22 protein-coding genes and 1 pseudogene are annotated in these 26,220 nt (G+C 70.2%); 11 read left to right on the top strand and 12 right to left on the bottom strand.

The window, feature by feature from the left end; genetic code table 11:
- Positions 1 to 23: 23 nt before the first annotated feature.
- Together nirB and HWX14_RS12015 are read right to left on the bottom strand one after the other, a co-directional pair.
- A complete protein-coding gene (nirB, locus tag HWX14_RS12020; RefSeq protein WP_175882916.1) occupies positions 24 to 2,600 on the bottom strand; it encodes a nitrite reductase large subunit NirB in 2,577 nt (858 codons plus the stop codon).
- 21 nt (positions 2,601 to 2,621) lie between these two features.
- A complete protein-coding gene (locus tag HWX14_RS12015) occupies positions 2,622 to 3,947 on the bottom strand; it encodes an MFS transporter (protein WP_175882915.1) in 1,326 nt (441 codons plus the stop codon).
- Positions 3,948 to 4,606: 659 nt separating this feature from the next.
- Between HWX14_RS12015 and cobA the strand changes: the two genes are divergently transcribed.
- From cobA to HWX14_RS11985, 6 genes are all read left to right on the top strand, one after another.
- Complete coding sequence (cobA, locus tag HWX14_RS12010) at positions 4,607 to 5,368, top strand: uroporphyrinogen-III C-methyltransferase (protein ID WP_175882914.1); 762 nt, start codon at positions 4,607 to 4,609, stop codon at positions 5,366 to 5,368.
- A gap of 120 nt (positions 5,369 to 5,488) precedes the next feature.
- Positions 5,489 to 6,082: an ANTAR domain-containing protein gene (locus tag HWX14_RS12005; RefSeq protein ID WP_175882913.1), complete on the top strand. Its 594-nt coding sequence runs from the start codon at positions 5,489 to 5,491 to the stop codon at positions 6,080 to 6,082.
- Positions 6,083 to 6,087: 5 nt separating this feature from the next.
- Positions 6,088 to 7,140, top strand: a complete 1,053-nt coding sequence (locus HWX14_RS12000; RefSeq protein WP_175882912.1) for a CmpA/NrtA family ABC transporter substrate-binding protein — start codon at positions 6,088 to 6,090, stop codon at positions 7,138 to 7,140.
- A 147-nt stretch (positions 7,141 to 7,287) separates the two neighbouring features.
- Positions 7,288 to 7,887, top strand: coding sequence for a uracil-DNA glycosylase family protein (locus tag HWX14_RS11995; protein ID WP_175882911.1), 600 nt, complete (start codon positions 7,288 to 7,290; stop codon positions 7,885 to 7,887).
- A gap of 89 nt (positions 7,888 to 7,976) precedes the next feature.
- Positions 7,977 to 8,918, top strand: a complete 942-nt coding sequence (locus HWX14_RS11990; protein ID WP_175882910.1) for a helix-turn-helix transcriptional regulator — start codon at positions 7,977 to 7,979, stop codon at positions 8,916 to 8,918.
- A 117-nt stretch (positions 8,919 to 9,035) separates the two neighbouring features.
- A complete protein-coding gene (locus HWX14_RS11985; protein ID WP_126369597.1) occupies positions 9,036 to 9,734 on the top strand; it encodes a fumarylacetoacetate hydrolase family protein in 699 nt (232 codons plus the stop codon).
- Positions 9,735 to 9,790: 56 nt separating this feature from the next.
- On the opposite strand, the gene HWX14_RS11980 is transcribed toward HWX14_RS11985, so the two are convergent.
- The 4 genes from HWX14_RS11980 to HWX14_RS11965 form a co-directional block, all read right to left on the bottom strand.
- Entirely contained in the window at positions 9,791 to 10,330 is a 540-nt protein-coding gene (locus tag HWX14_RS11980) for a DUF4303 domain-containing protein (RefSeq protein ID WP_175882909.1), read from the bottom strand.
- 126 nt (positions 10,331 to 10,456) lie between these two features.
- A complete protein-coding gene (locus tag HWX14_RS11975; RefSeq protein ID WP_175882908.1) occupies positions 10,457 to 11,668 on the bottom strand; it encodes a multidrug effflux MFS transporter in 1,212 nt (403 codons plus the stop codon).
- Positions 11,669 to 11,894: 226 nt separating this feature from the next.
- Complete coding sequence (locus HWX14_RS11970; protein ID WP_175882907.1) at positions 11,895 to 13,505, bottom strand: trypsin-like peptidase domain-containing protein; 1,611 nt, start codon at positions 13,503 to 13,505, stop codon at positions 11,895 to 11,897.
- A gap of 538 nt (positions 13,506 to 14,043) precedes the next feature.
- On the bottom strand, positions 14,044 to 15,522 hold the full coding sequence (locus HWX14_RS11965; protein ID WP_175882906.1) for a PLP-dependent aminotransferase family protein: 1,479 nt from the start codon (positions 15,520 to 15,522) through the stop codon (positions 14,044 to 14,046).
- A gap of 203 nt (positions 15,523 to 15,725) precedes the next feature.
- Between HWX14_RS11965 and HWX14_RS11960 the strand changes: the two genes are divergently transcribed.
- Positions 15,726 to 16,928, top strand: a complete 1,203-nt coding sequence (locus HWX14_RS11960) for a GNAT family N-acetyltransferase (protein ID WP_175882905.1) — start codon at positions 15,726 to 15,728, stop codon at positions 16,926 to 16,928.
- 24 nt (positions 16,929 to 16,952) lie between these two features.
- Here the strand turns inward: HWX14_RS11960 and HWX14_RS11955 are convergent, their stop codons facing one another.
- Both HWX14_RS11955 and HWX14_RS36435 read right to left on the bottom strand, forming a co-directional pair.
- Positions 16,953 to 17,435 carry a DUF3331 domain-containing protein gene (locus tag HWX14_RS11955; protein WP_175882904.1) on the bottom strand — a complete coding sequence of 161 codons (483 nt, stop codon included), beginning with the start codon at positions 17,433 to 17,435 and terminating at the stop codon, positions 16,953 to 16,955.
- 40 nt (positions 17,436 to 17,475) lie between these two features.
- Positions 17,476 to 17,781: pseudogene (locus HWX14_RS36435) on the bottom strand (hypothetical protein); the annotation flags it as partial.
- Between the two features lie 150 nt (positions 17,782 to 17,931).
- On the opposite strand from HWX14_RS36435, the gene HWX14_RS11945 reads away from it, so the two are divergent.
- The 4 genes from HWX14_RS11945 (at position 17,932) to HWX14_RS11930 (ending at position 22,034) form a co-directional block, all read left to right on the top strand.
- Positions 17,932 to 18,672, top strand: a complete 741-nt coding sequence (locus tag HWX14_RS11945) for a GNAT family N-acetyltransferase (RefSeq protein WP_175882902.1) — start codon at positions 17,932 to 17,934, stop codon at positions 18,670 to 18,672.
- Positions 18,673 to 19,029: 357 nt separating this feature from the next.
- Positions 19,030 to 20,094, top strand: a complete 1,065-nt coding sequence (locus HWX14_RS11940) for a 2,3-butanediol dehydrogenase (RefSeq protein ID WP_175883565.1) — start codon at positions 19,030 to 19,032, stop codon at positions 20,092 to 20,094.
- A gap of 316 nt (positions 20,095 to 20,410) precedes the next feature.
- Complete coding sequence (locus HWX14_RS11935) at positions 20,411 to 21,067, top strand: VC0807 family protein (RefSeq protein ID WP_175882901.1); 657 nt, start codon at positions 20,411 to 20,413, stop codon at positions 21,065 to 21,067.
- A 100-nt stretch (positions 21,068 to 21,167) separates the two neighbouring features.
- The gene (locus tag HWX14_RS11930; protein WP_175882900.1) at positions 21,168 to 22,034 is read left to right on the top strand and encodes a CPBP family intramembrane glutamic endopeptidase; all 867 of its coding nucleotides are present in this window, start codon (positions 21,168 to 21,170) and stop codon (positions 22,032 to 22,034) included.
- A 61-nt stretch (positions 22,035 to 22,095) separates the two neighbouring features.
- On the opposite strand, the gene HWX14_RS11925 is transcribed toward HWX14_RS11930, so the two are convergent.
- The 4 genes from HWX14_RS11925 to paaK form a co-directional block, all read right to left on the bottom strand.
- The gene (locus tag HWX14_RS11925) at positions 22,096 to 23,076 is read right to left on the bottom strand and encodes an aldo/keto reductase (protein WP_175882899.1); all 981 of its coding nucleotides are present in this window, start codon (positions 23,074 to 23,076) and stop codon (positions 22,096 to 22,098) included.
- 159 nt (positions 23,077 to 23,235) lie between these two features.
- Complete coding sequence (locus HWX14_RS11920) at positions 23,236 to 23,907, bottom strand: MarC family protein (protein WP_027780810.1); 672 nt, start codon at positions 23,905 to 23,907, stop codon at positions 23,236 to 23,238.
- A 136-nt stretch (positions 23,908 to 24,043) separates the two neighbouring features.
- The gene (locus HWX14_RS11915; protein WP_175882898.1) at positions 24,044 to 24,844 is read right to left on the bottom strand and encodes an enoyl-CoA hydratase-related protein; all 801 of its coding nucleotides are present in this window, start codon (positions 24,842 to 24,844) and stop codon (positions 24,044 to 24,046) included.
- 38 nt (positions 24,845 to 24,882) lie between these two features.
- Positions 24,883 to 26,205: a phenylacetate--CoA ligase PaaK gene (gene paaK / locus HWX14_RS11910; protein WP_175882897.1), complete on the bottom strand. Its 1,323-nt coding sequence runs from the start codon at positions 26,203 to 26,205 to the stop codon at positions 24,883 to 24,885.
- Positions 26,206 to 26,220 lie beyond the last annotated feature (15 nt).

The following is a 26,220-nucleotide window of genomic DNA, read 5'->3' as shown; positions in this document are numbered from 1 at the left end:
ATTGATGCTGGCGTCGGTCACGGTCAAACGGTCGCGGGTTCGGCGACGACGGGAATCGCCACGGGCTTGCCGCGCACGCGCTCGTCGGGCGTCGCCGGCCGGATCTGGCCGCGCGTCTCGACGAATTCGATGGTCGTGTCCGGCGCGTCGCTGTTCACGAAGTGGCGGAAGCGCTTGCGTGTTTCCGGATCGGTGACGGCCCGCTTCCATTCGCATTCGTAGGTGTCGACCACGTGCTGCATGTCGGCTTCGAGTTCGGCCGCGATCGCGAGCTTGTCGTGCACGACGACGTCGATCAGGTAGTCGAGGCCGCCTTCGAGGTTGTCTCGCCACACGCTGGTGCGTTGCAGCCGGTCGGCCGTGCGCACGTAGAACATCAGGAAGCGGTCGATATAGCGGATCAGCGTGTCGCGATCGAGATCGGACGCGAGCAGTTCCGCGTGGCGCGGCTTCATCCCGCCGTTGCCGCACACGTACAGGTTCCAGCCCTTCTCGGTCGCGATGATGCCGACGTCCTTGCCCTGCGCTTCCGCGCACTCGCGCGTGCAGCCGGACACGCCGAACTTGATCTTGTGCGGCGCGCGCAGCCCCTTGTAGCGGTTCTCCAGGTCGATCGCGAGGCCGACCGAATCGTCGACGCCGTAGCGGCACCACGTCGACCCGACGCACGACTTCACGGTGCGCAGCGCCTTGCCGTACGCGTGCCCCGATTCGAAGCCGGCGGCGATCAGCTCTTCCCAGATCGACGGCAACTGCTCGACGCGCGCACCGAACAGGTCGACGCGCTGGCCGCCCGTAATCTTCGTGTACAGGCCGTATTTTTTCGCGACCTGGCCGACCGCGATCAGTCCTTCCGGCGTGACTTCGCCGCCCGGCATGCGCGGCACGACCGAATACGTGCCGTCGCGCTGGATGTTCGCGAGGTAGTAGTCGTTCGAATCCTGCAGCCCCGCATGCTCCTTCTTCAGTACGAACTCGTTGAAGCACGACGCGAGGATGCCCGCGACGGCCGGCTTGCATACGTCGCAGCCGAGCCCGCGGCCATGCTTGTGCAGCAGCGCGTCGAACGTCGTGATGCGCTCGACGCGGATCAGGTGGAACAGCTCCTGGCGCGAATACGCGAAGTGCTCGCACAGATGATTGTTGACCGCGAGGCCCTGCTTCTTCATCTCGGCCTTCATGATCTGCGTGACGAGCGGCACGCAGCCGCCGCACGACGTGCCGGCGCCCGTGCAGGTCTTCAGCGCGCCGAGGCTCGTCGCGCCGTCGGCCACCGCCGCGCAGATCTGCGACTTCGACACGTTGTTGCACGAGCAGATCTGCGCGCCTTCCGGCAGCGCGTCGACGCCGATCGCCGGCTTCGCCGCGCCGTCCGACGACGGCAGGATCAGGAATTCCGGTGACTCGGGCAGCTCGATGCGGTTCAGCATCATCTGCAGCAGCGTGCCGTACTCGGCCGCATCGCCGACCATCACCGCGCCGTGCAGAAACTTGCCGCAGTCGGACACCACGAGCTTCTTGTAGACCTGGCGGCGCTCGTCCGCGTACTGGTAGGTGCGGCTGCCGGCCGTCGTGCCGTGCGCGTCGCCGATGCTCGCGACGTCGACGCCCATCAGCTTCAGCTTGGTGCTCATGTCGGCGCCGGCGAACGCGATCGGCGCGGCGGCGTCGCCGCTGTCGCCGGCGAGCTGCTTCGCGACCACGCGCGCCATGTCGTAACCCGGCGCGACGAGGCCGTACACCATCCCGTTCCACGCCGCGCACTCGCCGATTGCGTAGATGTCGGCGTCGCTCGTGCGGCACCCGTCGTCGATCGCGACGCCGCCGCGCGGGCCGATGTCGAGCCCGCACGCGCGGGCCAGTTCGTCCCGCGGCCGGATGCCGGCCGAGAACACGATCATGTCGGTGTCGAGATGCGAGCCGTCGGCGAACGCCATCCGGTGCGCGCCTTCTTCCCCGTCGACGATTTCGAGCGTGTTCTTGCCGGTATGCACGGTCACGCCGAGCGCCTCGATCTTCGCGCGCAGCATCCGGCCGCCGCCGTCGTCGACCTGCACGGCCATCAGGCGCGGCGCGAATTCGACGACGTGCGTGTCGAGCCCCATGTCGCGCAGCGCCTTCGCGCATTCGAGGCCGAGCAGCCCGCCGCCGATCACGACGCCGCGCTTCGCGTGCGCGCCGCACGCCTGCATCGCCTCGAGATCCTCGATCGTCCGGTACACGAAGCAGCCCGCGCGATCGCGGCCCGGCACGGGCGGCACGAACGGGCGCGAGCCGGTGGCGAGCACCAGCTTGTCGTACGCGAGCGTTTCGCCCGAGGCGAGCGTGACCGTATGCGCGGCGCGGTCGATCGACGCGACCTGCGCGTTCAGGCGCAGGTCGAACTGCGGATGGCGCTCGAAGAAGCCGGGTTCGACCAGCGACAGGTCGTCCGCCGACTTGCCCGCGAAGAATTCCGACAGGTGCACGCGATCGTAGGCCGGGCGCGGTTCCTCGGCGAGCACCGTGACCTCCAGCGCGCCGGCCTCGCCGGCTTGCGCCGCGATGCATTCGAGGAGCTTGTGGCCGACCATGCCGTGGCCGATGACGATGAGTTTCATGATGACGGTTCCTTCGGTCGATCAGTTCGCGGCGCCGGCGGCGGCCAGCGCGCGATCGCGCAGCTCGGCTTCGCGCGCCTTGTGTTCTTCGCTGAAGCGCACGGCCATCGCGCACAATGCGGTCGCGGTCACCGCGAGGCCGAGCAGGCTCAGCGTGTGCTGCACGTCGCCGACGCCCTTCAGCAGGAAAGCCGCGGCGACCGCGCCGACGTTGCCGCCCGCGCCGACGATCCCCGCGACGCCGCCGAGCGCCTTGCGATCGATGAACGGCACGAGCGCGTAGGTCGCGCCGCACGCCATGTGCGTGAACAGGCCGAAGGTCAGCATCGCGACGAGCGCGACGCCGATGCCTTGCGCATGCGAGAACCAGATCAGCCCGAGCCCTTCGCCGATGATCAGCGCGCACAGCAGCGCCGCGCGCACGTCGAGGCTGCGGCGTGCGGCGATCTTGTCGGACAGCCAGCCGCCGAGCGCGCGGGCGAACAGCGCGAGCAGCCCGAACATCCCGACCGCGAACCCGGCGTCCTTCAGCGACAGCTTGAAGTGATCGACGTAGTACAGCGCGGCGATGTTGTGGATGAACACCTCGACGCCGAAGCACGCGCCGTACGTGACGAACAGCATCCACACGCGGTAGTTGCCGCAGGCCGCGAAGAAACTCGCCCAGCCGCCCTTCTTGCCGCTGTCGACCGTCACGCCCTGCTTGCGCAGCGCGACGAAATCGCCTTGCGGGCAGTCCTGCGTGAAGCGCCAGTACGCCCACGCCATCACGAGCATCGCCACGCCCGGCACGACCAGCGCGATGCGCCACGACGAATCCTCGCCGAAGCCGAGCATCAGGCCGGCGGCGACCAGCAGCGGCATCAGCGCCTGCGTCGCGCCCGCGCCGGCATTGCCCCAGCCGGCCGTCGTCGCGTTCGCGGTGCCGACCACGTTCGGCGCGAACATCACCGACGTGTGGTACTGCGTGATCACGAAGCCCGCGCCGATCGCGCCGATGCCGAGCCGGCAGATCAGGAACCACAGGTAGTCGTGCGTGAACGACACGGCGAACACGGGGATCGCGCCGAGCAGCAGCAGCCCGGCATACACGCGGCGCGGGCCGAAGCGGTCGCACATCGGGCCGACCAGCAGCCGCACGGCGATCGTCGCGGCCACCGCGGCGATGTTGATGTTCGCGACTTGCGCCGCCGTGAGATGGAATTCGCGCGCGATCAGCGGCATCAGCGGCGCGCACGCGAACCACGCGAAGAAGCAGATGAAGAACGCCATCCACGTCAGATGGAACGCGCGCATCGGCGCGGTGCGGAGGCTGAAGAGATCGATACGGGTAGCTTTGTCGGTCATGTCGTCCGCCCAAACGAAAAACGGCGTCCTGCGCACCCGGTCTCGTCGAGACCTGATGCGTAGGACGCCGTTGCCCATGAAGCCCGTTGCCGGGCACGTCGGTATTCGGTACTGCGGACGGATCGCCATTGACCCGCCCGAACGAGCTAACGCAAGCGACGTGCCATGTCGGCGTCAATCACGCCGCAAGCCCCATCGCACAAGGCGCGCCGGACATCGGGCGGGTCATCGCGATGCGCTGCGCGCTCTCCGTCGCGATGCACCGGGGCACAGATGTGGTGCGCTGCAGCACTGTCGTCGTGCGACATCGCGGTGCGCGCGGGAAGCGCGCGATGCACACCGATGCGGCATGACGGCGGCCCGTGCGCGGCAAGCGCATGCACGCGTGCGGCCATCGCGCGGTGCGGCGCGGCACGCGATCGCCGCACGTGGCATCGGGTGGCCCGGATATTGCTGAACGCTATGCATCACCGGCAACGGCGCCGGTGGGCAGTCCCTGCAAAACCCTGCCCGCCCTTCACGGCGGGCCCTTCAGGACAACGGCGTCCCCCCGTGCACGGCACGGCCGGATGCCGGTGCGTTTCGACCGCCCGCCGCCGCCGCGCAACAACGCGACATCAGACCGCCGCAGCAATGCGATGCGGCACAGGAATACGACAATGACGACAGGCAAAGTCACGCTGCTGGGCGCCGGCCCCGGCGACCCCGATCTCCTCACGCTGAAGGCGGCAAAGGCGCTGGCCGCCGCCGACGTGCTGCTGCTCGACGATCTCGTCGCGCCCGGCATCGTCGAACTCGCGCCGCAGGCGCGCGTGATCCGCGTCGGCAAGCGCGGCGGCTGTCGCTCCACGCCGCAGGCGTTCATCGAGAAGCTGATGCGCCGCTACGCGCTGCGCGGCGCGCACGTGGTGCGCGTGAAAGGCGGCGACGCGCTGCTGTTCGGGCGCGCCGGCGAAGAACTCGCGACGCTGCGCGCGGCCGCGATTCCGGTCGAGATCGTCAACGGCATCTCGTCGGGGTTCGCGGCCGCCGCGAGTCTCGGCATCTCGCTCACGCACCGCGAGCACTGCCAGGGCGTCACGTTCGTCACCGCGCACCGCCAGGACCACGGCGAACCCGACTGGGCCCGGCTCGCGGCGACCGGCACCACGCTCGCGATCTACATGGGGATGAGCCGCGTCGACCGCATCGCGGCGGGCCTGCTCGCCGCGCTCCCCGCGTCGACGCCGGCGGCGGCCGTGCAATGGGCCGGCACGCCCGACGAGCGCCACTGGACCGGCACGCTGGGCACGCTCGCGCGCGGCATCGAAGCCGCGCGGCTCGGCAGCCCGGCCGTGATCCTCGTCGGCGGCGCGATCGGCGAAGCAGCCGCACAATGCACGGACGCGGCGACCGATGCGACGCTTGCGCGGGCCGCCTGACATGCGCGGCATCGCACGGCTTCGGCCGCTCCCCGCTTCCTTCACCCCGGGCCGCGCATGCGGCCTGCCTGCATCGTTCGCCCGTCGCACCGACGCGTCATTGCCCCTGTTGCCCGCCTCATGAGTTCGTCCGCCCTGCCCGCCCGCCTGCGCGTGCTGCTCGTCACCGACACCGACAAGCCGATCGGCGAACTCGGCGACGCGCTCGCGCGCCTCGGCTACGAGATGCTGAACGACGTCGCGACGCCCGCGCGCCTGCCGGCGGCCGTCGAGGAGCAACGCCCCGACGTCGTGATCATCGATACCGATTCGCCGTCGCGCGACACGCTCGAACAGCTCGCGGTCATGCATGCGACCGCGCCGCGCCCCGTGCTGATGTTCAGCCACGACGCCGACCAGGAACTGATCCGCGCGGCGGTCGGCGCGGGCGTCAGCGCGTATCTCGTCGAAGGCTTGTCGGCCGAGCGTCTCGCGCCGATTCTCGAAGTCGCGCTCGCGCGCTTCTCGCACGACGATGCGCTGCGCCGCCGGCTGGCCGACGTCGAGCGCGAACTTGAAGAACGCAAGCTGATCGATCGCGCGAAACGCGTGCTGATGGACCAGCGCAAGCTGTCCGAACACGATGCGTATGCGGCGCTGCGCAAGCGCGCGATGGATCAGGGCCTGCGCATCGTCGACGTCGCGCGACAATTGCTCGACGCGTCACACCAGTGAGTGCCATGAATACCTCTCCCCCCGCCGCGCCGGAACGCGCGCATCTTCGCCTCGGGTTCGTCGCGCTCAGCGACGCGGCCCCGCTGATCGTCGCGCAGCGCCTGAACCTCGGCGCGCGTCATGGCCTCACGCTCGAATTGAGCCGCCAGCCGTCGTGGGCGGCCGTGCGCGACAAGCTGCTCAGCGGCGAGCTCGACGCCGCGCACGCGCTGTACGGGCTCGTCTGCGGGCTGCAGCTCGGCCTCGGCGGCCCGCAGGCCGACATGGCCGCGTTGATGGTGCTGAACCGCAACGGCCAGGCGATCACGTTGTCGCGCGGCCTCGCCGACGCTTACCGCGAAACCGCCAACGTGCGTACCGCGTTCGCGACGCTCGGCCGCAAGCCGCTGCTCGCGCAGACCTTCCCGACCGGCACGCACGCGATGTGGCTGAACGCGTGGCTCGCGTCGCATGGCGTCGATCCGCTGCGCGACGTGCGCAGCGTCGTGATTCCGCCGCCCGAGATGGTCGCGGCGCTCGCGGGCGGCGAACTCGACGGCTTCTGCGCGGGCGAGCCGTGGCATGCGGTCGCCGAAGCGTGCGGCGCGGGCCGGACCGTCGCCGTCACGAGCGAGATCTGGCCCGATCATCCGGAGAAGGTGCTCGCGACCCGGCGCGATTTCGTCGCGCTGTATCCGGCCACCGCACGCGCGCTGATCCGCACGCTCGTCGATGCATGCGCGTGGCTCGACAGCGCCGCGCACCGCCGCGAGGCGGCCGACTGGCTCGCGTCGCCCGACGCGCTCGGCGTGCCGGCCCGGCTGATCGCGCCGCGCCTGCTCGGCGACTACGGCGCGGGGCCGTTCGCGACGCCGCCGCTGCCGATCCGCTTTCACGACGGCGGCACGGTGAACCGGCCCGACCCGCGCGAGGGCCAGTGGTTCCTGTCGCAATACCGGCGCTGGGGCATGCTCGACGGCTCGCACGACGACGCGGGCATCGCCGCGGCGATCGCGCAGACCGCGTTGTATGATGCTGCGGTCGCCGAAGGTGGCGCAACGGGGCTGTCGCGGGCGTAGGGCGTAGGGCGTAGCCGCAGGCGCACCGCGCAGTGCAGCCGGTGCCTGCCGACGCCACGCCGAGCCGGCAGCCGTGCCGCTGCCCGCCTGTGCCGCCGATGCCGCTCATGCAACACCGCCTTGCCACTCCGCCCCCGCTCCGAATCGATGCCGAAACCAACGCGCACGCCGCTCGACGTGCTGCTCACCGAAATCCGCGCGTGCCGTGCATGCGAAGCCGATCTGCCGCTCGGCCCGCGCCCGGTCGTGCGCGCGCATCGCGACGCACGCATCCTGATCGTCGGGCAAGCGCCCGGCGCACGCGTCCATGCGAGCGGCATCCCGTGGGACGACGCGAGCGGCAAGCGGCTGCGCGGCTGGCTCGGCGTCGACGCCGACACCTTCTACGACGAGACGCGCTTCGCGATCGTGCCGATGGGTTTCTGCTACCCGGGCCGCGGCGCGAGCGGCGACAACCCGCCGCGCCCCGAATGCGCGCCGCTGTGGATCGACCGGCTGCTGGCCGAACTGCCGTCGATCCGGCTCACGCTGCTGATCGGCCAGTACGCGCAGCGGCATTTCCTGCGCGACACGCGCAAGGCGACGCTGACCGACACCGTGCAGGCCTGGTGCGACTACGGCCCCGCGATCCTGCCGCTGCCGCATCCGTCGCCGCGCAACCAGGCATGGTTCAAGCACCATCCGTGGTTCGACGCTGACGTCGTGCCCGAACTGCGGCGCCGGATCGCGCCGCTCGCGGCCGGCTGACGGGTGGGCGCGGGGCCGCGCCCGTCCCCGTTGCGCCCGGTTCGCTGTACCATCGCGGCTCAACCGCGTCACGAACAGCACAATCCTTCATGCCCTCCACCGCCCCGCCGCGCCTGTACGGGATGCCCGAACGCAGCGACCGGCTCGATTTCTACATCCGCGACCAGGCGTCGCGCCAGGCGATCACCGAGCCGCACCGCCACGCGTATTTCCAGATCCAGTTCAACCTCGGCGGCGACACCGAGCAGCGCATCGGCGGCGTCACGCGGCCGTTCCCGCGCGGCGCGCTCGCGTTCGTGCTGCCGCATCGCGAGCACCTGATCCCGCATCCGGAAGGCGCGCATTTCATCGTGATCAACTTCAGCCAGGCGTTCCTGCGCGCCGATCTCGACGTCGATCCGCTCGATCTCGAGGACGTGCCCGCGCACCGCTTCCCCGAGCTGACGCCGTTCCGTTTCCAGGAACACCTCGATTTCATCCTGACCGGCGATACGTACGACGAAGCGCGCCGCCTCGCGCTGTGCATGCTCGACGCCGATTGCGTGCGCACGTTCGGCTCGACCACGCTGTTGCGCGGCTACCTGCTGCAACTGATCGGGCTCGTCTGCACGCAGTACGCGGGCGCGCTCGACAAGCTCGCGCAGCGCGGCGCCCAGCGCGCCGGCCGGCGCGACGCGCTGGCCCGCGTGCTGCGCCACGTGCGCGCGAACCTGACCCGCGAGGACCTGACGCTCGCCGCGACCGCCGAAGCCGCGTTTCTGTCGCCGAACTACCTCGCGCACCTGGTGCGCAAGGAAACCGGCAGCACCTTCACCGATCTCGTGACCGAGCGCCGGATCGCGCTCGCGCAGTCGCTGCTGGCCCATACCAGCCGGCGCATCGCGGACATCGCCCGCTCGGTCGGCTTTCGCGACGAAGGCTATTTCGCGCGGCGCTTCCGCGCGCGGGTCGGCGTGTCGCCGAAGGCGTACCGCGACGCGAACGCCGCATTGCCCGCCGACGACGACACGGCGCCGGACGCCGACGCGTAGTTTTGTCCCGGTAAAACGCAGTTGCGTCGCATCCGCGCGCATGCGCGTCGGGTATCGTTGCACGCATGCCGGCCAGTGCGCCGGCCCTCCGTCTTCCTACCGAACGAGGCCCATCCGATGTCCGCCTATGTCATCGACGCCGCCGAGCGTCCTTCCGTCGAAGTCGAACAATCGTCCGCGCGCTTTCCGGTGCGCCGCGTCTTCTGCGTCGGCCGCAACTACGCCGACCACGCCCGCGAAATGGGCGCCGACCCCGACCGCGAACCGCCGTTCTTCTTCACGAAGCCGGCCGACGCGATCGTCCCGGCCAGCGGCACGGTCGCCTATCCGCCGCTGACGAACGACCTCCATCATGAAATCGAACTGGTCGTCGCGATCGGCAAGGACGGCCGGTCGATCGACCCGGCCGACGCGCTGTCGCACGTATGGGGCTACGGCGTCGGCGTCGACCTCACGCGCCGCGACCTGCAGGCCGAAGCGAAGAAGCTGAGCCGGCCGTGGGACTGGGCGAAGGGTTTCGACGCGTCGGGCCCCGTGACCGCGCTGCGCGCGGCGACGGCCACCGGCCACCCGGCGACCGGCCGCATCTGGCTCGCGGTCAACGGCGACACGCGCCAGCAAGGCGACCTCGCCGACATGATCTGGCCCGTACCCGACGTCATCGCGTACGTGTCGCGCTCGGTCGAGCTGAAGGCCGGCGACCTGATCTTCACCGGCACGCCGGCCGGTGTCGGCGCGCTGCAGCCGGGCGACCGCGTGACGGGCGGCGTCGACGGCGTCGCGACGTTCGAATTCGTGGTCGGCGCGAAGCCGTAACGCGCCGCGCAGGGCGGCCGCCCGCCCGGGCCGCCCATGCGATACCGCGTTGCCGGTCAGTCGAAGCGGCGCAGGAACGCGTCGGCGACGGCCGGCGGATTCAGCGCTTTCGCCGATGCGTTTTCCAGCGCCTCGGCCGCGTCGTCGTCGCTGATCGACACGAACAGCGTGATGGCCGCCCGGTCGTCGCCGGTGCCGAACACGCCGTCGCGATCGAGCAGCCGCAAGGCCTCGATCATGTCGGTGTGCAGTTGCCGGGAAAATTCCGTGAAACGCGACCGGACGAACTGCGGGCTCAGCACTTCGTCGGCGAGCCTGCCGCAGATCGCGTTGAACGGCGACGCCTCGGCCGCCGCGTACGCCCACTCGGCAACGCCCCACACGAACCACGGATCGTCGTCCGCAACCGCCTGTTGCGCGCGCATCCGGCGCAGCCCTTCGACCGAATTGGCGGCCGGCACCACCGTCATCGCGCCGCTGTCGGTGTACAACGCAAACGCATAGAAATGCTCGTCCGGGTGCAACGCCCGCAACGCCCTGAAAGTCGCCCTCGCGGCATCGGCAATGTCCCGCTGGAAATCAGAAAAGTCGCTCATCGCATCCTCGTCCAGTCGCCCTTCGCGCTCGTCGGGACACGCGGCGCGCGGATCGTGCGTCGTCTCCCGGCATGCGGCGGATTGTCCGCCATTCGGCCGCGCGCCGGTACCGGGGCGCACCCGCGCTCACCGCCCTGCGTCCTGCCCGTCGAACGCCCGCACGCACACGGCGGCCGCCAGCGCGATCGCCGCCGACAGCAGCATCATCGCGAGCGGCACGTAGCCCGCGTTGCCCGGGGTCAGCAGCGCGCCCGTCAGCGACGACAGCGCGGCGCCGCCGCCGATCGTCATCGCGCCGGCCAGCCCAGACGCGCTGCCCGCCAGTTCCGGGCGTACCGACACCGCGCCCGCATGGGCACCGGGATTGCTCAGCCCGTTGCCGATGCCGACCAGCACGCACGGCCCGAACCACGCGAGCGCATGGGTCGCGCCGCCGAACACGAGCACGAGGCCGATCAGCGGGCCCGCACACGCGACGACCCGCCCGCACAGGATCGCCGTGGCCAGCGCATGGCGGCGCGCGACCCGCGCGGCCAGGAAGCTGCCGCACACGAAACCGGCCGTGATCGTCCCCATGTAGAAGCCGATCTCGGCCGGTGCGATGCCGAACCGTGTTTTCGCGGCGAGCGGCGCGCCGGCGAGGAACGCGTAGAACGCGCCCGTCGAAAACGCCATGCACAGCGCGTAGGCCCAGAAACGGCGCGCACGCAGCAGCGCCGGATACGCGCGAAGCTGCTGCCCGAAGCTCGACGGCCGGCGCGTATGGGTTTCGACGAGATCGAGCGCACACCACGCGAACAGCGCGATGCCGACCGCGGCCAGCAGCCAGAAGCTCGCGCGCCAGCCGACCGTCTGGTCGAGCGCGCCGCCGAGCGTCGGGCCGAGCATCGGCGCGAACGCGGCGGCCATCGCCGCATAGCCGATCCGGCTCGCCGCGCGCGCGCCGCCGCCGGTGTCGCGGATCGCCGCCATCGACACCGGATAGACCGACGTGATCGCCGCCTGCATCAGCCGGCAGCCGAGAAACACGCGGATATCGGTCGCCATCGCGCAACCGAGCGAACCGAGCGCGAATATCGCGACGCTCGTCAGCACGATCGGCCGCCGCCCGAACCGGTCGGACAGCGGCCCCGTCACGCATTCGAGCGTCGCGGCCACCGCCGCATACCCGCCGAGCGACAGCGCGACGAGCGCATAGTCGGTGCGCAGGTCGCGCGCGATCGCCGGCAGCGACGGCAGGAACACGCTCAGCGGCAGCACCGACAACGCGCACAACAGGATCAACGTCGCGTGTCGCGGCGACGCCGGGGCGGAAGCGGTCGACAGGTTCGATTGCAAGCGGATGCCCTCCCGCGCACGGGCCGCGCGGCCGTGCGCAACACAAAAAAAGCCCCCGAACGAGTCGGGGGCGCATGGTGCCGGCGCGGTGCCGCTACCGGACCCTGCGCCTGTGGACGACTACGATGAAGCAAGCTGCTTTCATGCCGAATGGCTCCTGAATGCGTGGCGGACCGCCAGCGATACCGGACGATGTTAGGCGGGTCACGTCAGCCGCGTCAACACCCTACCGCGTGCGCACCGACACGAACTTTCGCGCGTTGTTGCGCTGGATCAGCACGGCGATCACGCTGCCGCCGTTCGCTTCGAGCGCCGGCACATCGTCCGGCGTCTCGAGCAGCGTGTCGTTGAGTTCCAGCACGACGTCGCCCGGCTGGATGCCCGCGCGCGCGGCCGGGCCGTGCACCGCGTCCACCATCATCCCGACCGCGAGCCCGGTCGAACGGCGCTCGGCGTCGCTCAGCGCGTGCATCGTCAACCCGAGGCGGTCGCCGCGGTCACCGCCACCTGGGTCGCCGGGCTCGCCGGCGGCCGGCCCCGGCCGTCCAGCGGCCTTCGGCGCGGCCATGCCGATCGTCGCGGGCGCGCTGCCGCCCGCGTCGTCGGCGCCGGTGATCGTCAGCTTCACCGGCGCACGGTTGCGGATCACGCGCAGCGGCGCCTTCGCGCCGGGCGGCAGCGCGGCGGCCAGGTCGTCCAGTTCGGCCGAGCGGCCGATCGCCTTGTCGCCCATCTTCACGATCACGTCGCCGGGCCTCAGGCCGGCCGCGGCGGCCGGCGAGCCGGGCGCGACGCCGTTGACGAGCGCGCCTGCCGGACGCGGCAGCCCGAACGCCGCGGCCAGGCCGACGCCGACGTCCTGCACGTCGACGCCGAACGCATTGCCCGACGGCGCGCCCGGCGCGGGCGCCTGAGCCTGCTGTTGCGCCTGCGTCTGCGCCTGCTGTTGCGCGCGCAACTGGGCGCGCATCTTCGCCGCGAATGCGATCGGGATCGCGAAGGTCATGCTCGCGTAGCGGTCGGCGCCCGTATAGACCTGCACCGCGATGCCGATCACGTCGCCCGCGCGATTGAACACGGGGCCGCCCGAGTTGTCCGGGTTCGGGGCAATGTCGGTCTCGAAGAACGGGAACGCGCTGCCGTCCGGCAACCGGCGCGACGTCGCGCTGACGATGCCGGCTGTGACCGTGTTGCCCGATCCGTCCGGCGCGCCGATCGTCATCACCGGTTCGCCCGCGCGGACTTTCGACGAATCGCCGACGCGCACGAACGGCAGCTTCGTCGCGTCGACGCGCAGCACGGCAACATCGCTTTGCGGATCGACGGCCAGCACCGTCGCCTTGAATTCGCGGCGGTCGGTGAGCCGCACCGTCACGTCGGTCGCCTCGTCGACCACATGAGCGGACGTGAGGATCAGGCCGTCGGCGCTGACGATGAAACCCGAGCCGCTGCCGGACACCGCGCGCGGCGCCGTATCGGGCGCCGCCGCCTGCGCCCCCTGCGCCCCCTGCGCGGGCGGCGGTGCGCCTGCACCGTGCCGGAAGAACGCGGCGAGCGGATCGTCGGGATCGAGTGCGGCAAAGGCCAGCCCGCCGGTTTGCGGATCGGGCGTGGCGGCGAGGATGGTCACGACCGCCGGGCCGTAGCGCTCGACGATCGCGGGGAAGTCGACCGGCATCGCGTAAGGCGCGGCGGGCGGCCGCACCTTCATCGCCGGCGGTGCGGCGTGCGGCGCGAGGGTGCCGGCAACGGCGGCGGGCGGCGGCAAACATCCGGCAAACACGCCCCCGATCAACGCGGTGCGAAGCACGGCGCGAGCAAGCGTCTGGCAAACCACGGTGCCACCTCCCCCGGCAGCCGCGACGCCACCCTGCGCGAGACGCGCAGGCGCCCGACAAGCACCGGTACACCCAACCATTTATAGCGCACGCGCCGGTTGGAACGTACGAATCGAAACCCGTATGCCGGAGGGTGCCGCGGCGGCGGAACCGCGATGGCGTTCGTGCCGAACAAAGCGCGCGGTTCGTCAATCCGAATATCCACCACGCATCGGCACGCGTGCCGGCGGAGAATCGTGGCCGGTCGCCGTTGGCGTCATCGTCGCGGTCTGCGGCAAACCGGTCGCCTGTCGCGCATCACGGACAACCGACGCACAAGCCGCGAACCGTCGTCATCGGCCGCCGTTCGTCCTCCGTCAACGAGCCGATACCGACCCGGTCACTGGCACGACAGCATCGCCGCCCTTGCGTGTTCGGCAACGCAGCCGTCTAACCGACGGTCATCAGCGACATGCATGCAACGGCAACGAACAGGAATGACGGTCGGCGCGCAATCACGATCGGGCAGCGGGCAACTGAAATCGCGCAACCATACCGTCACGCGTCGCCCGCGCCCACCCGCTCCGCGATCGCCGACACCATCCGCAGCATCGGCTCGAACGCATCGGCCGACGTATTGCCGAAACCGAGCACGAGCCCGTTGCCGGCCCGCGCCGCATCGATCGCGAAACCCGACAGCGGAAACGGCCCGATCCCATGCGCGCGCGCCGCTTCGACGATCGCGCGATCGCGATAGCGCGCCGGCAGCCGCAACGCGAGATGCAGCCCGCACGGGCCGCCCTCGACCTGGTGCGGCACGCTCAGGCTGCTATCGAGCGCGGCGAGCAGCAACCGCCGCCGGTCGCGATACAGCCGGCGCATCCGCCCGAGATGCCGGCCGTACTCGCCCGTCTCGATGAAGTCGGCCAGCGCGAGCTGCACATGGCGCGTCCCGCCGCGCAGCATCTCCGGCAGCGCCGGGCGCACGGCGGCCAGCAATGCGTCGGGCAGCACGAGAAAACCGATCCGCAGCGCCGGAAACATCGTCTTGCTGAACGAGCCGAGATAGACGACCGGCGAATCGGGCGCAAGCCCCTGCATCGCGCCGATCGGCTCGCCGGTGTGACGGAACTCGCTGTCGTAGTCGTCCTCGATGATCCACGCGCGATGGCGGCGCGCCGCATCGATCAGCGCGAGCCGGCGCGAGATCGACAGCACGGCGCCGGTCGGGAACTGGTTCGACGGCGTCGTGTAGACGAGGCGCGGCGTCCGCTCGCGCCAGTCGTCCGGTTGCGCGCGCAGCCCCTCCGCGTCGACCGGCATCGGCACGACGTCGAGGTCGGCCGCCTGCATCGCGGTGCGCGCGCCGCGATAGCCGGGCTCCTCGACCCACACCGTATCGCCCGGATTCGTCAGCAACTGCGCGCACAGTGCGATCGCACCCTGTGCGCCTTCGGTGATCACGATCTGCTCCGGATCGCAGCGCACGCCGCGCGTGACGGCCAGGTGGCGCGCGATCGATTCGCGCAACGCGGGCTCGCCGAGCGGATCGCCGTACGCCAGCAGGTCGCGGCCGGCGCGGCGCAGCGCGCGATCGATCGCATGCCGCCACGCATCCACCGGGAAATGCGACAGCGCGGGCACGCCCGGCCGGAAGCCCTCCGATTCGCCGGTGCCGACGAGGCTCGGGCGAATCCGGCCGAGCCGCTGCGCGACGGCCGGTGGCGCGGCACGCCGGCGCGGCGGCGCCGGCCGCGACAGCCCGACGACCCGCGTGCCGCGACGGTCCGACTGCAGGAAGCCTTCGGCGACGAGCTGCTCGTACACGGCGGCCGTCGTATTGCGCGACACGCCGAGCGTTTCGGCCAGCGCGCGGGTGCCGGGCAACCGCGTGCCGGCCGGCATCGCGCCGCCGAGAATCGCGTCGCGCACGCGGCGCAGCAACTGGCGCTGCAGCGACGGCGCGCCGGGCGTGCGCGCCAGCGGCGCATCGAGCGGCAGCAACGGCGCGTCGCCGGCAGGAAAGGCAGTCGTCATCGGAACGTCGCAGCGTGAAAAGGTGGAAACGTGACGCACGGGCGAGCGGCGCACGGTGACCGGCGTACGGCTGGTGACGCCACGGCTCGTGGCACCATAAATCTACCGCTCGCTGGCGCTTCTCATGGTACCTCGCCGGGACTACGATCGTCTGCATGCCGGCATGTCGCCGGCCGCCAACGCCAACCGACGCGAGATCGACCTTGCCCACGCTCACCAATGCTTTCCAGCAACCCATCGGCCATCCCGTTCCCGACTGGTCCGCGCGTCCGCGCCCCGAGCGCATCGCGCTCGAAGGCCGCTACTGCCGGCTCGAACCGCTCGACGCCGAACGCCATGCGGCCGACCTGCACGCAGCCTACGCGCAGGCGCCCGACAGCAGCGACTGGACCTATCTCGCGCACGGCCCGTACGCCGACGAGTCCAGCTACCGCGACTACGCGCGCGGCGCGCAGGCGAGCACCGATCCGCTGCACTACACGGTGATCGATCGCGCCACCGGCCGCGCGGTCGGCACGCTCGCGCTGATGCGCATCGATCCGGCCAACGGCGTGATCGAGGTCGGCTCCGTCACGTTCTCGCCGCTGCTCAAGCGCACGCCGGTGTCGACCGAAGCGCAGTTCCTGCTGATGAAATACGCATTCGACACGCTCGGCTACCGGCGCTACGAATGGAAGTGCGACGACCTGAACGCGCCGTCGCGCAAGGCCGCCGCACGCCTCGGCTTCCGCTACGAAGGCACGTTCCGGCAGGCGATCATCTACCGCGGCCGCAATCGCGACACCGCGTGGTTCTCGATCATCGACGGCGAATGGCCGGACGTGCGCGCCGCGTTCGAAACCTGGCTCGCACCGGAGAACTTCGACGCCGAAGGCAACCAACGCCAGTCGCTCACTGCGATCCGCCACGCGCAGGCCAGCGCGCGCGACGCCGCCAGCCGCGCGAACGACGCCACGCGCGTCACGGTGCGCCCGCTCGTCGCCGCCGACGAAGCCGCGTGGCGTCCGCTGTGGCAGGGTTACCAGAAGTTCTATGACACCGCGCTGAGCGATACGGTGTTCGCGACGACGTGGGCGCGCCTGCTGGATCCGGCCGAGCCGATGTTCGTGCTCGGCGCGTTCGACGCGTCGGGTGCGCTGGTCGGGATCGTGCATGCGATCTACCACCGCTCGTGCTGGACCGAAGGGCCGTACTGCTACCTGCAGGATCTGTACACCGCGCCCGACGCGCGCGGCCAAGGCGCGGGCGGCGCGCTGATCGAGGCCGTGTACGAACGGGCCCGCGAAGCCGGCGCGAGCCGCGTGTACTGGCTCACGCACGAGACCAACACGACCGCGCGCGCGCTGTACGACAAGCTGGCGAACAACGCCGGGTTCATCCAGTACCGGCACGACCTGAAGAAGTAACGTCGTCCTCCCGCCGGCCGACGTTCAGCCGTGAACCTCGGCCGGATGGCGTGCATCGCCGTCCTCCGGCGTCCCCTCGCACGCCGCGCCAGTCGCACCCGGCACCGATGCCGGGCGGATCATCTCGTCGCCATTGGCCGGCACGGGCCGCCGCACCGGCCGGAACACCGGCTCGCCCGGCTCGATCGCCTGCCCCGAGATCGCGCAGCGACCAGGCTGCAACGCGACGCGCAAGCGCCAGCGCTGCTCGCCGTAATGACACCGGCCGCTCTCGACCCAGCGCACCAGCAGTGCGTCGTCGCCCGCCTCCAGCACCGTGACGAACAGTTGCGGGCGCAACGGCGATGCCGCGGCCGTCGCGTGCTCCGGAATCGGCGCTCGGCCGATCGTCACGAGCGGATGCGCGGCCACGCCGCCGCGCGACGGCAGCGCATCGTCTTCGCCGAGCGCGCACACGTCGCACGACGGGTCTTCTTCGCAGATCGGGCTTTCCATGGTGTTGAGCATGCTTGACGGATTTCCGTGCAGGTTGAACGACGCCGGCGCAGCGCCGGCCTATCGGTTCGCGCAGCAGGGACAGGCCGCTCGCCGCGCCGGCGATGGCGATGGCGATGGCGATGGCGATGGCGATGGCGGCCGCGAGCATCGGCCCGATGCCGCCCGGCCAGCCGAACACACCGACGATCGCGCCGATCGGCAGCGGCCCGATCACCTGATCGAGAGAGTTGCCCTGCACGACCCAGGCGATGCTGAGCAGCGCCAGCGACGGTGCGGCACCGGGCGCGCACGCGAGAATCGTCGCGGCCAGCATCCCGGCCCTGGCCGAGAGCGCGAACCCGACCGCAATCGGACTGGCGCACATGATACAAATTGAAGTTAACTTCAAGTAAAGGGGCAGCGTGCGCAACGATCCGTTTCGGCGATGGCGACAATGGCCGGCGCGACACCCGGCGGCATCCTGGTCTAAGCTGTCGGCTTCCTCGACAACGCTGCGCACCTCCGCATGCCGACCGCCTCCCCCGCACCGGCCACGCTGTTCCCGCTCGACGAAGCGTGGTCCGCCTTCGCCCGCCGCAAGGCGGCCGTACGCACCTTCATCGCCGGGTACTGCGCCGCGCGCGACCGGCGCGATGCGCCGCTGCACGACGGCCCGGACGGCCACGTCGTCCAGTTCGACGGCGCGATGGGCCGGCCTTTCGAGCATTTCATGATCGAGGGCGCGCCCGCGGCCGGCGACGGCCCGTTTGCCGTCGGCGCGTGGATCACGCGCTACGGCGCGGCCCCGCTGCCGTCCGCACTGCACGGCAGGACGCGCCGGCTGACCGACGAGCATTTCATGGCCGCCGATATCGGCGCGCTGTCCGGCGACGGCGCGCTGGCGCAAGCGCTCGCCTGCGACACGCCGGACGCCATCGATGCATTCAACGCCAGCGGCGCTTTTCCGCCGTTCCAGCCGAATCCGGCCGCGTTCCTGTTCGCGCACCGGTTCGACGGGCAGATCGCGGCCACCGCGCGCTACGGCTTCGCGTCGTCGCGCGATATCGTCGTCGACCGCGTCGGAACGTCGGACGCATACCGGCGCCGCGGCCTTGCGACGCAACTGCTCGCCGCGATCGTCGCGCACGCACGGCACCGCGGTGCGCATCGCGTGTGGCTCATGTCGACCGAGGCCGGCCAGCCGCTGTACCGCGCCGCCGGATTCACGCCGCTCGCGACGGTTGCCGTGGACGAAGTGCTCGCCTGAACGCGGATCGCGCAACGCCACCCGTTGCGGTTCGTCTCGCGATTCGTCTCATTGCGCTGAGACGAACGTCCCGGCGTCTCACTCGACTCGCTCGATTCGTCGTTTCGCTATTGCAGCAAATTCGACGCCCCATTCCTTCCGAATCTTGTGCAGTCGGCACAACAGCAAAATGGTGCGACGCACCCCGCAAGCACTTCCGACCACGACGCACCGCCCCGATTCACGCTGGCCCCGTTCCTGCATACCGGTCGATCGCGCAATCGCGCGACGGGCGCACCGGCAGCGTTGCCGCACGCCCGACGACAACCTGACGGAGACAGCAACGTGAGTACACCGGTATCGATCCCCTCCTCCAGCATGAAGGCCGCCGTCTGGCATGGCCGCCACGACATCCGCGTCGAACAGGTTCCCGTTCCGGAGCGCCCGCCGGCAGGCTGGGTCACGATCCGCGTGCACTGGTGCGGCATCTGCGGCTCCGACCTGCACGAATACGTCGCGGGGCCGGTGTTCATCCCGGTCGACGCGCCGCATCCGCTGACCGGCCTGAAGGGCCAGTGCATCCTCGGCCACGAGTTCAGCGGCGAGATCGCCGAACTCGGCGCGGGCGTGTCGGGCTTCGCGGTCGGCGACCGCGTGACGGCCGACGCGTGCCAGCATTGCGGCACCTGCTGGTATTGCCGGCACGGGCTGTACAACATCTGCGAGAACCTCGCGTTCACCGGGCTGATGAACAACGGCGCGTTCGCCGAATACGTGAACGTGCCGGCCGAACTGCTGTACAAGCTGCCCGACAATTTCCCGACCGAGGCCGGCGCGCTGATCGAACCGCTCGCGGTCGGCCTGCATGCGGTGAAGAAGGTCGGCAACATCGTCGGGCAGACCGTCGTCGTGGTCGGCGCGGGCACGATCGGCCTGTGCACGATCATGTGCGCGAAGGCCGCCGGCGCCGGGCGTGTGATCGCGCTGGAGATGTCCGCCGCGCGCAAGCGGAAGGCGCTGGAAGTCGGCGCGAGCATCGTCATCGACCCGAAGACGTCCGATGCGATCGCCGAAGTCAGGGCGCTGACCGGCGGTTACGGCGCCGACGTGTCGTTCGAATGCATCGGGCACACGGCCACCGCGAAGCTCGCGATCGACGTGATCCGCAAGGCCGGCAAGTCGGTGATGGTCGGCATCTTCGAGGAACCGACGCCGTTCAACTTCTTCGACATCGTGTCGACCGAGAAGGAAGTGATCGGCTCGCTCGCGTACAACGGCGAATTCGCGGACGTGATCCGCTTCATCGCGGACGGCCGCATCGACGTGCAGCCGCTGATCACCGGGCGCATCGCGCTCGGCGACATCGTCGCGCATGGCTTCGAGGAACTGGTCAACCACAAGGACCGCAACGTGAAGATCATCGTCCAGCCGGCCGTCTCCTGACCGCACGGCACGCGCGGCCGCGGCATCGATTAATGCCGCGCCGCGCGGGCTCGTGCACCGAAAACGCATGCCGATCAACGACGTGACGCGACGCCGCGACGCGACGGCGCGCTCGCGCAGGACGACCCGGCCCGACTGCCGGGTGCGCCAATCAATCTGCCGAACGCTGCACTCGAGTCCGGCAGATCGCTGTCGCGGCAGGCGACACCGCAACGCCGCACGATTCTTCGATATACTGAATCGAACCCTTTTCGGGACAACCGGGGGCAACCACGCGTTGCGTACGTCCGCCCCGACCTGCGTGGAATGGCGCACCGTGAAACCGCGAGCCGGACTGATACTCGAACTCTTCGTCAACCTCGTGCTGCCCTGGGTGGCCTATCGGGTCGCGCATCCGCATTTCGGCGAAACCGGCGCGCTGTACGCGTCGGCGGTTCCGCCGATCATCTGGTCGATCGTCGAATTCATCCGCTCGCGCCGCGTCGACGCGGTGGCGGCCATCGTGCTGCTCGGCATCACGCTGTCGATCGTCGGGATGGCGTTCGGCGGCAGCCCGCGCACGCTGCTGATGCGCGAATCGATCGGGTCGGGCACGATCGGCGTCGTGTTCCTGCTGTCGCTGTTCCGCGAACGCCCGCTGATCTACTATCTGGCCCGCGCCACCGTGGCCCGCGAGATGGACGGCGGCGCCGCGCACTTCGAAGCCGTCTGGGACGCGCAGCCGGGCCTGCGGCAGATGCTGCGGCTGATGACGTTCGTGTGGGGCGCCATCATGACGCTCGAGATGCTGCTGCGCTGGTGGATGGTCGTCAACTGGCCGGTCGAACGCGTGCTGGTCGTGTCGCCGGTCATGGGTTATACGGTGTTTGCCTGCCTGCTGCTATGGACGTTCTGGTACCGGCGGCGGATGCGCGTGCGCAACAGCGTCGACATCCCGGGCCGCAGCGGCGTCACCGAAACCGCCGGCCGCTGACACGCGGCGCGCCGACTGCCCGGCCGCCGTCGCCCCGGCGGCGTGTGACGGCGCCTGCTGTATGATGCGCGGCGTCTCGTCCGCCCATCCGTTTCCCGTCATGTCCCTTTCGCTCCTTCCGTGCGCCACGATCTGGCTCGCCCTGTTCGCGGCCGCCGCATTCGCATGGCATCGCCCGCTGCACGGCCTGAGCATCGGCCTCGCCGTGCTCGGCTATGCGGGCGCGCTGGCGTTCGGCCAGATCGCGCCGATCACGCTGGCGCCGTTCGCGCTGCTGATCGCGGCCGGCTGGGGCGTGCTGCCCGAGCGCCCGCTCGCGGTGCGGATCGCCGCGCACCTCGTCTTTGCCGCACTCGCGATCGCGCTGAGCCTGCACCTGATTCCCGGCTTCCACAATCCGCGCGTGATCGGCCCAATCCGTTTCACGCCGGACGCCGCGCCGTTCACGATGTACCTGAATTTCGACAAGCCGCTGGTCGGCCTGTGGCTGCTGTGGGCGCTGCCGTGGGTTGCCCCGGACGTCGCGCCGTCGCGCGCGCTGCGCACCGGCGTCGTGGCGGCCGTCGCAACGGCGGCCGCTTGCCTGGCCGGCGCGCTCGCGTTCGGGATGATCGGCTGGGCGCCCAAATGGCCGCCGTCCGGCTGGCTGTGGCTCGCGAACAACCTGTTGCTGGTGACGCTCGCCGAGGAAGCGCTGTTCCGCGGCTACGTGCAAGGCGGGCTGACGCGCGTGCTGCGCGCGTACTCATGGGGCCCGTGGGTCGCGCTCGCGGCCGGCGCGGTGCTGTTCGGCGCCGCGCACGCGGCCGGCGGCTCGCAATGGATCGTGCTCGGCACGGTGGCCGGCGTCGGCTACGGGCTCGCGTGGCGGCGCGGCGGGCTGCTCGCCGCCGCGCTCGCGCATGCGGGGCTGAACGTCGTCCACTTCGGCCTGTTCACCTACCCGATGCTCGCCGCCGCGCGCTGAATGCCGAGCGCCGCGGGCGGCCGCGGCATCCCGCGGCATCCCGCCGTTTCGCCCGTCGAACTCAGTTGAACCCGGCCACCGCGTGCGGCACGTACGGGCGTTCGAGCGTCGCGATCTCGTCGTCGGTCAGCTTCAGCGCGAGCGCGCCGAGCGCATCGTCCAGTTGCTGCGGCTTCGAAATGCCGACGATCGGCGCGGTCACGCCGCGCTTTTGCGCGACCCACGCCAGCGCCACCTGCGCCCGCGGCACGTTGCGCGCGGCGGCGATCGCCGCGACGGCCTCGACGACCGCCTTGTCGGCGTCGGCCGTCGCGTCGTACAGCCGCTGGCCGACGTCGTCCTTCTGCTGCCGTTCCGACGATTCGTCCCAGTTGCGCGTCAGGCGCCCGCGCGCGAGCGGGCTCCACGGAATCACCGCGATGCGTTCGTCCTCGCACAGCGGCAGCATTTCGCGCTCTTCTTCGCGATACAGCAGGTTCAGGTGGTTCTGCATGCTGACGAAGCGGGTCCAGCCGTTCTGCTTCGACGTGTGCAGCGCCTTCGCGAACTGCCACGCGAACATCGACGACGCGCCGATATAGCGCGCCTTGCCGGCCTTCACGACGTCGTGCAGCGCCTCGAGCGTCTCCTCGATCGGCGTGCCGTAGTCCCAGCGGTGAATCTGGTAGAGATCGACGTAGTCGGTGCCGAGCCGCTTCAGGCTCTGGTCGATGTCGGTCATGATCGCCTTGCGCGACAGGCCGGCGCCGTTCGGCCCCGGCCTCATCCGGTAGAACACCTTGGTCGCGATCACGACGTCGTCGCGCTTCGTGAAATCGCGCAGCGCGCGGCCGACGATCTCCTCCGACGTGCCGTCCGAATACATGTTCGCGGTGTCGAAGAAGTTGATGCCGGCCTCGACCGCCCGCTGGATGATCGGACGGCTTTCCGCTTCCGGCAACGTCCATGGATGCGTGCCGCGCAGCGGCTCGCCGAACGTCATGCAGCCCAGCACCAGCTTCGACACGTCCAGCCCGGTCGACCCGAATTTCACGTATTCCATCGCACGCCTCGCCACTCAAGTTGGGGTTGCGGCCGGATGCGCGCCGCGCATCCGCCAGACGTCGCATGGTATCCCGCATGCCGCGAACGCGTATGACCGCGCGCCGCGTGCAGGCTGCGTGAAAGGTTGTACCTTGAAGGACGAACCGGAAGGCGCCGGTTACTTGGCCTGGTCGGCGATCGGCTGCAGGAACGCGGAGAAGCCGGTCAGCATGATCTGCACACCGATGCACAGCAGCAGGAACGCCGACACGCGCTTCGCGACCTTGGTCCCTTCGCTGCCGAGGTAGCGCGCGAGCAGCGCGGAGCGGCTGTAGACCTGCCAGATCACGAGCGCGACGAGCACGGACACGGCGATCGACACGATGCTCGACAGCATGAATTCCGACAGCTTGTGCGTACGGTTCGCGTTCAGCGCGATCGCGGTCGCGATCGAGCCGGGGCCAACCGTCAGCGGCACCGTCAACGGGAAGAACGCGCGCGTCATGATCGCGTTCGCGTCGATCGGCTTGACCGGCGTGTCGCCGCCGCCCGGGCCGTCCGGTTCGTTCAGCATCTGCCAGCCGGCCACGGCCACCGCGAAACCGCCGCCGATCCGCAGCGCTTCCATCGAGATCCCGAAGAAATGCAGCACCGGCGTGCCGGCGAAGAACGCGACCATCAGCACGACGAACGCATTGAACGCGACCTTCCTCGCCAGCAGATCGCGTTCGTGCGCGGTGAGCGCTTCGGTGCGTTCGAGAAACAGGAACGCGATACCGATCGGATTGATGATGCCGATCAGGCCGGTAAAGCCGAACAGGATCTCGGAGACAAGGCGGTTGACGATCATCGTGCGAAGCATCGGTCGGGACGGGCCGGCAGCGCGCCGGAGGTCACGCATTGTAGTGCAAGCGCTCCCGCGCGAGACGCAAAATGCGGCCGGCCCGGTTTCGCCGCCGATCGTCGTCGCGGTTCGTCGTGCAGCCTTACTCCGCGCCCGCCTCCCACGCCGGTGGCCGCTTCGCGAAGAAGGCCGCGAAGCCTTCCTTCGCTTCCGGCGTCGCACGCACGCGGGAGATCGTCTGCGCGGTGAACGCCGCGCGTTCGTCCGACGGCGGATACTCGCCGATCGCATCGAAAAAGCGCTTGATCTCCATCAGCGCGTGCGGGCCGTTGCGGCCGAGTTCGGCGAGCGTCCGCTCGAGCGTGTCGTCGAGCGCATCGAGCGGCACCGCCTGATGAATCAGGCCGATCGCGACGGCTTCGGCAGCCGCGAGCTGCGTCGCGGTCAGCGCGAGCCGGCGCGCCTGGCGCTGGCCGACCGCCTCGACCAGATACGGGCCGATCACGGCCGGCAGGATGCCGAAGCGCGCCTCGCTGACCGAAAAGCGCGCGTGGTCGCTCGCAATCACGATGTCGCACGCCGCGCACAGGCCCACGCCGCCGCCGAACGCGTGGCCCTGCACGCGTGCGACCGTCGGCTTCGGGCATTGCCGGATCGCGCGCATCATCGCGGCGAACCGCTCGGCGTCGCGCAGGTTCGCGGCCGCGTCGTTCGCGCTCGCGCGCTGCATCCACTGCAGGTCGGCGCCCGCGCAAAATGCGCGACCGTCCGAACGCAGCACGATCGCGCGTACGTCGTCGCGCCGGCCGAGCGTCGTGAACGCGTCGGTCAGCTCCGCGATCATCGTCTCGTCAAATGCGTTCAGCACGTCGCCGCGCTGCAGCGCGACGGTCGCGATGCCGCGCGCATCGACCGCGACGGTCAGGGTCTTCAATTCATCCATCGAACAGGTTTCCTCGGGTAGAACGGCACACATCGACATCACGCGGCCTGGCGGCGATCGATCACGCGCCGCGCCTTGCCGGTCGCGGTCGCGGGAATACCGCCGGCCGCCAGCACCGTCACGCCGGACGACACGCCGACCATCGTCTTGATCCGGTGCTGCAGCTCGCGCGCGAGTGCCGCGCGATCGCCGTCGGTGACCGACGCCTCCGCCTCGGAGCGCAATTCGACCGCGAGGTCGAGCCGGTCCATGTGACCGTCGCGCGACAGCGTGATCTGGAACTGGCCCGACAACTGCGGCAGCGCGACGACGATCTCCTCGATCTGGCTCGGGAACACGTTCACGCCGCGCACGATCAGCATGTCGTCGGAGCGGCCCGTGATCTTCGCGAGCCGGCGCATCGCGCGCGCGGTCGGCGGCAGCAGCGCGGTGAGGTCGCGCGTGCGATAGCGGATCACCGGCATCGCCTCCTTCGTCAGCGACGTGAACACCAGTTCGCCCTGGCTGCCGTCGGGCAGCACTTCGCCGGTGACGGGGTCGATGATCTCCGGGTAGAAATGGTCTTCCCAGATCACCGGGCCGTCCTTCGTCTCGACGCATTCGCACGCGACGCCCGGGCCCATCACTTCCGACAGCCCGTAGATGTCGAGCGCGTCGATGCCCACGCGCGTCTCGACTTCATTGCGCAGCGCCTGCGTCCACGGCTCGGCGCCGAAGATGCCGATCTTCAGCGACGATTCGGCCGGGTCCATTCCCTGCCGCACCATCTCGTCGATCAGGTTCAGCATGTACGACGGCGTGACGAGGATGATCTTCGGCTCGAAATCGCGAATCAGCTGCACCTGTTTCTCGGTCTGGCCGCCCGACATCGGCACGACCATGCAGCCGAGCCGCTCCGCGCCGTAGTGAATCCCGAGACCGCCCGTGAAGAGGCCGTAGCCGAACGCGTTGTGCAGCGTATCGCCCGGGCGGCCGCCGGCCGCGCGGATCGAGCGCGCGGTCACGTTCGCCCACGTATCGATGTCGCGCGCGGTGTAGCCGACCACGGTCGGCTTGCCCGTCGTGCCGCTCGACGCGTGCACGCGCACGACCTGCTCGCGCGGCACCGCGAAAAGGCCGAACGGATAGTTGTCGCGCAGGTCGCTCTTGGTCGAGAACGGGAATTTCGCGAGATCGGCGAGCGATTTCAGGTCGTCCGGATGCACGCCCGCCGCATCGAACGTGCGCCGATAGTGCGGGACGTTGTCGTACGCATGGCGCAGCGACCACTTGAGGCGGTCGAGCTGCAGCGCCTGCAGTTCGTCGCGGCTGGCGGTCTCGATCGGCTCGAGGGCGGCGGCGGGATGCGTCGGGTGAGTCATCGGGGTGCTCCTCCA

It is taken from the genome of Burkholderia sp. BCC0044 (genome assembly GCF_902832955.1).
Taxonomy (GTDB): Bacteria; Pseudomonadota; Gammaproteobacteria; order Burkholderiales; family Burkholderiaceae; genus Burkholderia.
Note: the sequence above shows the minus strand (reverse complement) of the source record. Positions and strands in the feature narration are given on the sequence as shown.

Bases quoted from the DNA above. Each gene is read 5' to 3' on its own strand.
- HWX14_RS11930 (WP_175882900.1), top strand. From the start codon at position 21,168: ATGTCCCTTTCGCTCCTTCCGTGCGCCACGATCTGGCTCGCCCTGTTC.
- paaK (WP_175882897.1), bottom strand. From the start codon at position 26,205: ATGACTCACCCGACGCATCCCGCCGCCGCCCTCGAGCCGATCGAGACC.
- HWX14_RS11940 (WP_175883565.1), top strand. From the start codon at position 19,030: ATGAAGGCCGCCGTCTGGCATGGCCGCCACGACATCCGCGTCGAACAG.
- HWX14_RS12005 (WP_175882913.1), top strand. From the start codon at position 5,489: ATGAGTTCGTCCGCCCTGCCCGCCCGCCTGCGCGTGCTGCTCGTCACC.
- HWX14_RS11965 (WP_175882906.1), bottom strand. From the start codon at position 15,522: ATGACGACTGCCTTTCCTGCCGGCGACGCGCCGTTGCTGCCGCTCGAT.
- HWX14_RS11925 (WP_175882899.1), bottom strand. From the start codon at position 23,076: ATGGAATACGTGAAATTCGGGTCGACCGGGCTGGACGTGTCGAAGCTG.
- HWX14_RS11995 (WP_175882911.1), top strand. From the start codon at position 7,288: ATGCCGAAACCAACGCGCACGCCGCTCGACGTGCTGCTCACCGAAATC.
- HWX14_RS11985 (WP_126369597.1), top strand. From the start codon at position 9,036: ATGTCCGCCTATGTCATCGACGCCGCCGAGCGTCCTTCCGTCGAAGTC.
- HWX14_RS11915 (WP_175882898.1), bottom strand. From the start codon at position 24,844: ATGGATGAATTGAAGACCCTGACCGTCGCGGTCGATGCGCGCGGCATC.
- HWX14_RS11955 (WP_175882904.1), bottom strand. From the start codon at position 17,435: ATGCTCAACACCATGGAAAGCCCGATCTGCGAAGAAGACCCGTCGTGC.
- cobA (WP_175882914.1), top strand. From the start codon at position 4,607: ATGACGACAGGCAAAGTCACGCTGCTGGGCGCCGGCCCCGGCGACCCC.
- HWX14_RS11920 (WP_027780810.1), bottom strand. From the start codon at position 23,907: ATGATCGTCAACCGCCTTGTCTCCGAGATCCTGTTCGGCTTTACCGGC.
- nirB (WP_175882916.1), bottom strand. From the start codon at position 2,600: ATGAAACTCATCGTCATCGGCCACGGCATGGTCGGCCACAAGCTCCTC.
- HWX14_RS11945 (WP_175882902.1), top strand. From the start codon at position 17,932: ATGCCGACCGCCTCCCCCGCACCGGCCACGCTGTTCCCGCTCGACGAA.
- HWX14_RS12015 (WP_175882915.1), bottom strand. From the start codon at position 3,947: ATGACCGACAAAGCTACCCGTATCGATCTCTTCAGCCTCCGCACCGCG.
- HWX14_RS11990 (WP_175882910.1), top strand. From the start codon at position 7,977: ATGCCCTCCACCGCCCCGCCGCGCCTGTACGGGATGCCCGAACGCAGC.
- HWX14_RS11980 (WP_175882909.1), bottom strand. From the start codon at position 10,330: ATGAGCGACTTTTCTGATTTCCAGCGGGACATTGCCGATGCCGCGAGG.
- HWX14_RS12000 (WP_175882912.1), top strand. From the start codon at position 6,088: ATGAATACCTCTCCCCCCGCCGCGCCGGAACGCGCGCATCTTCGCCTC.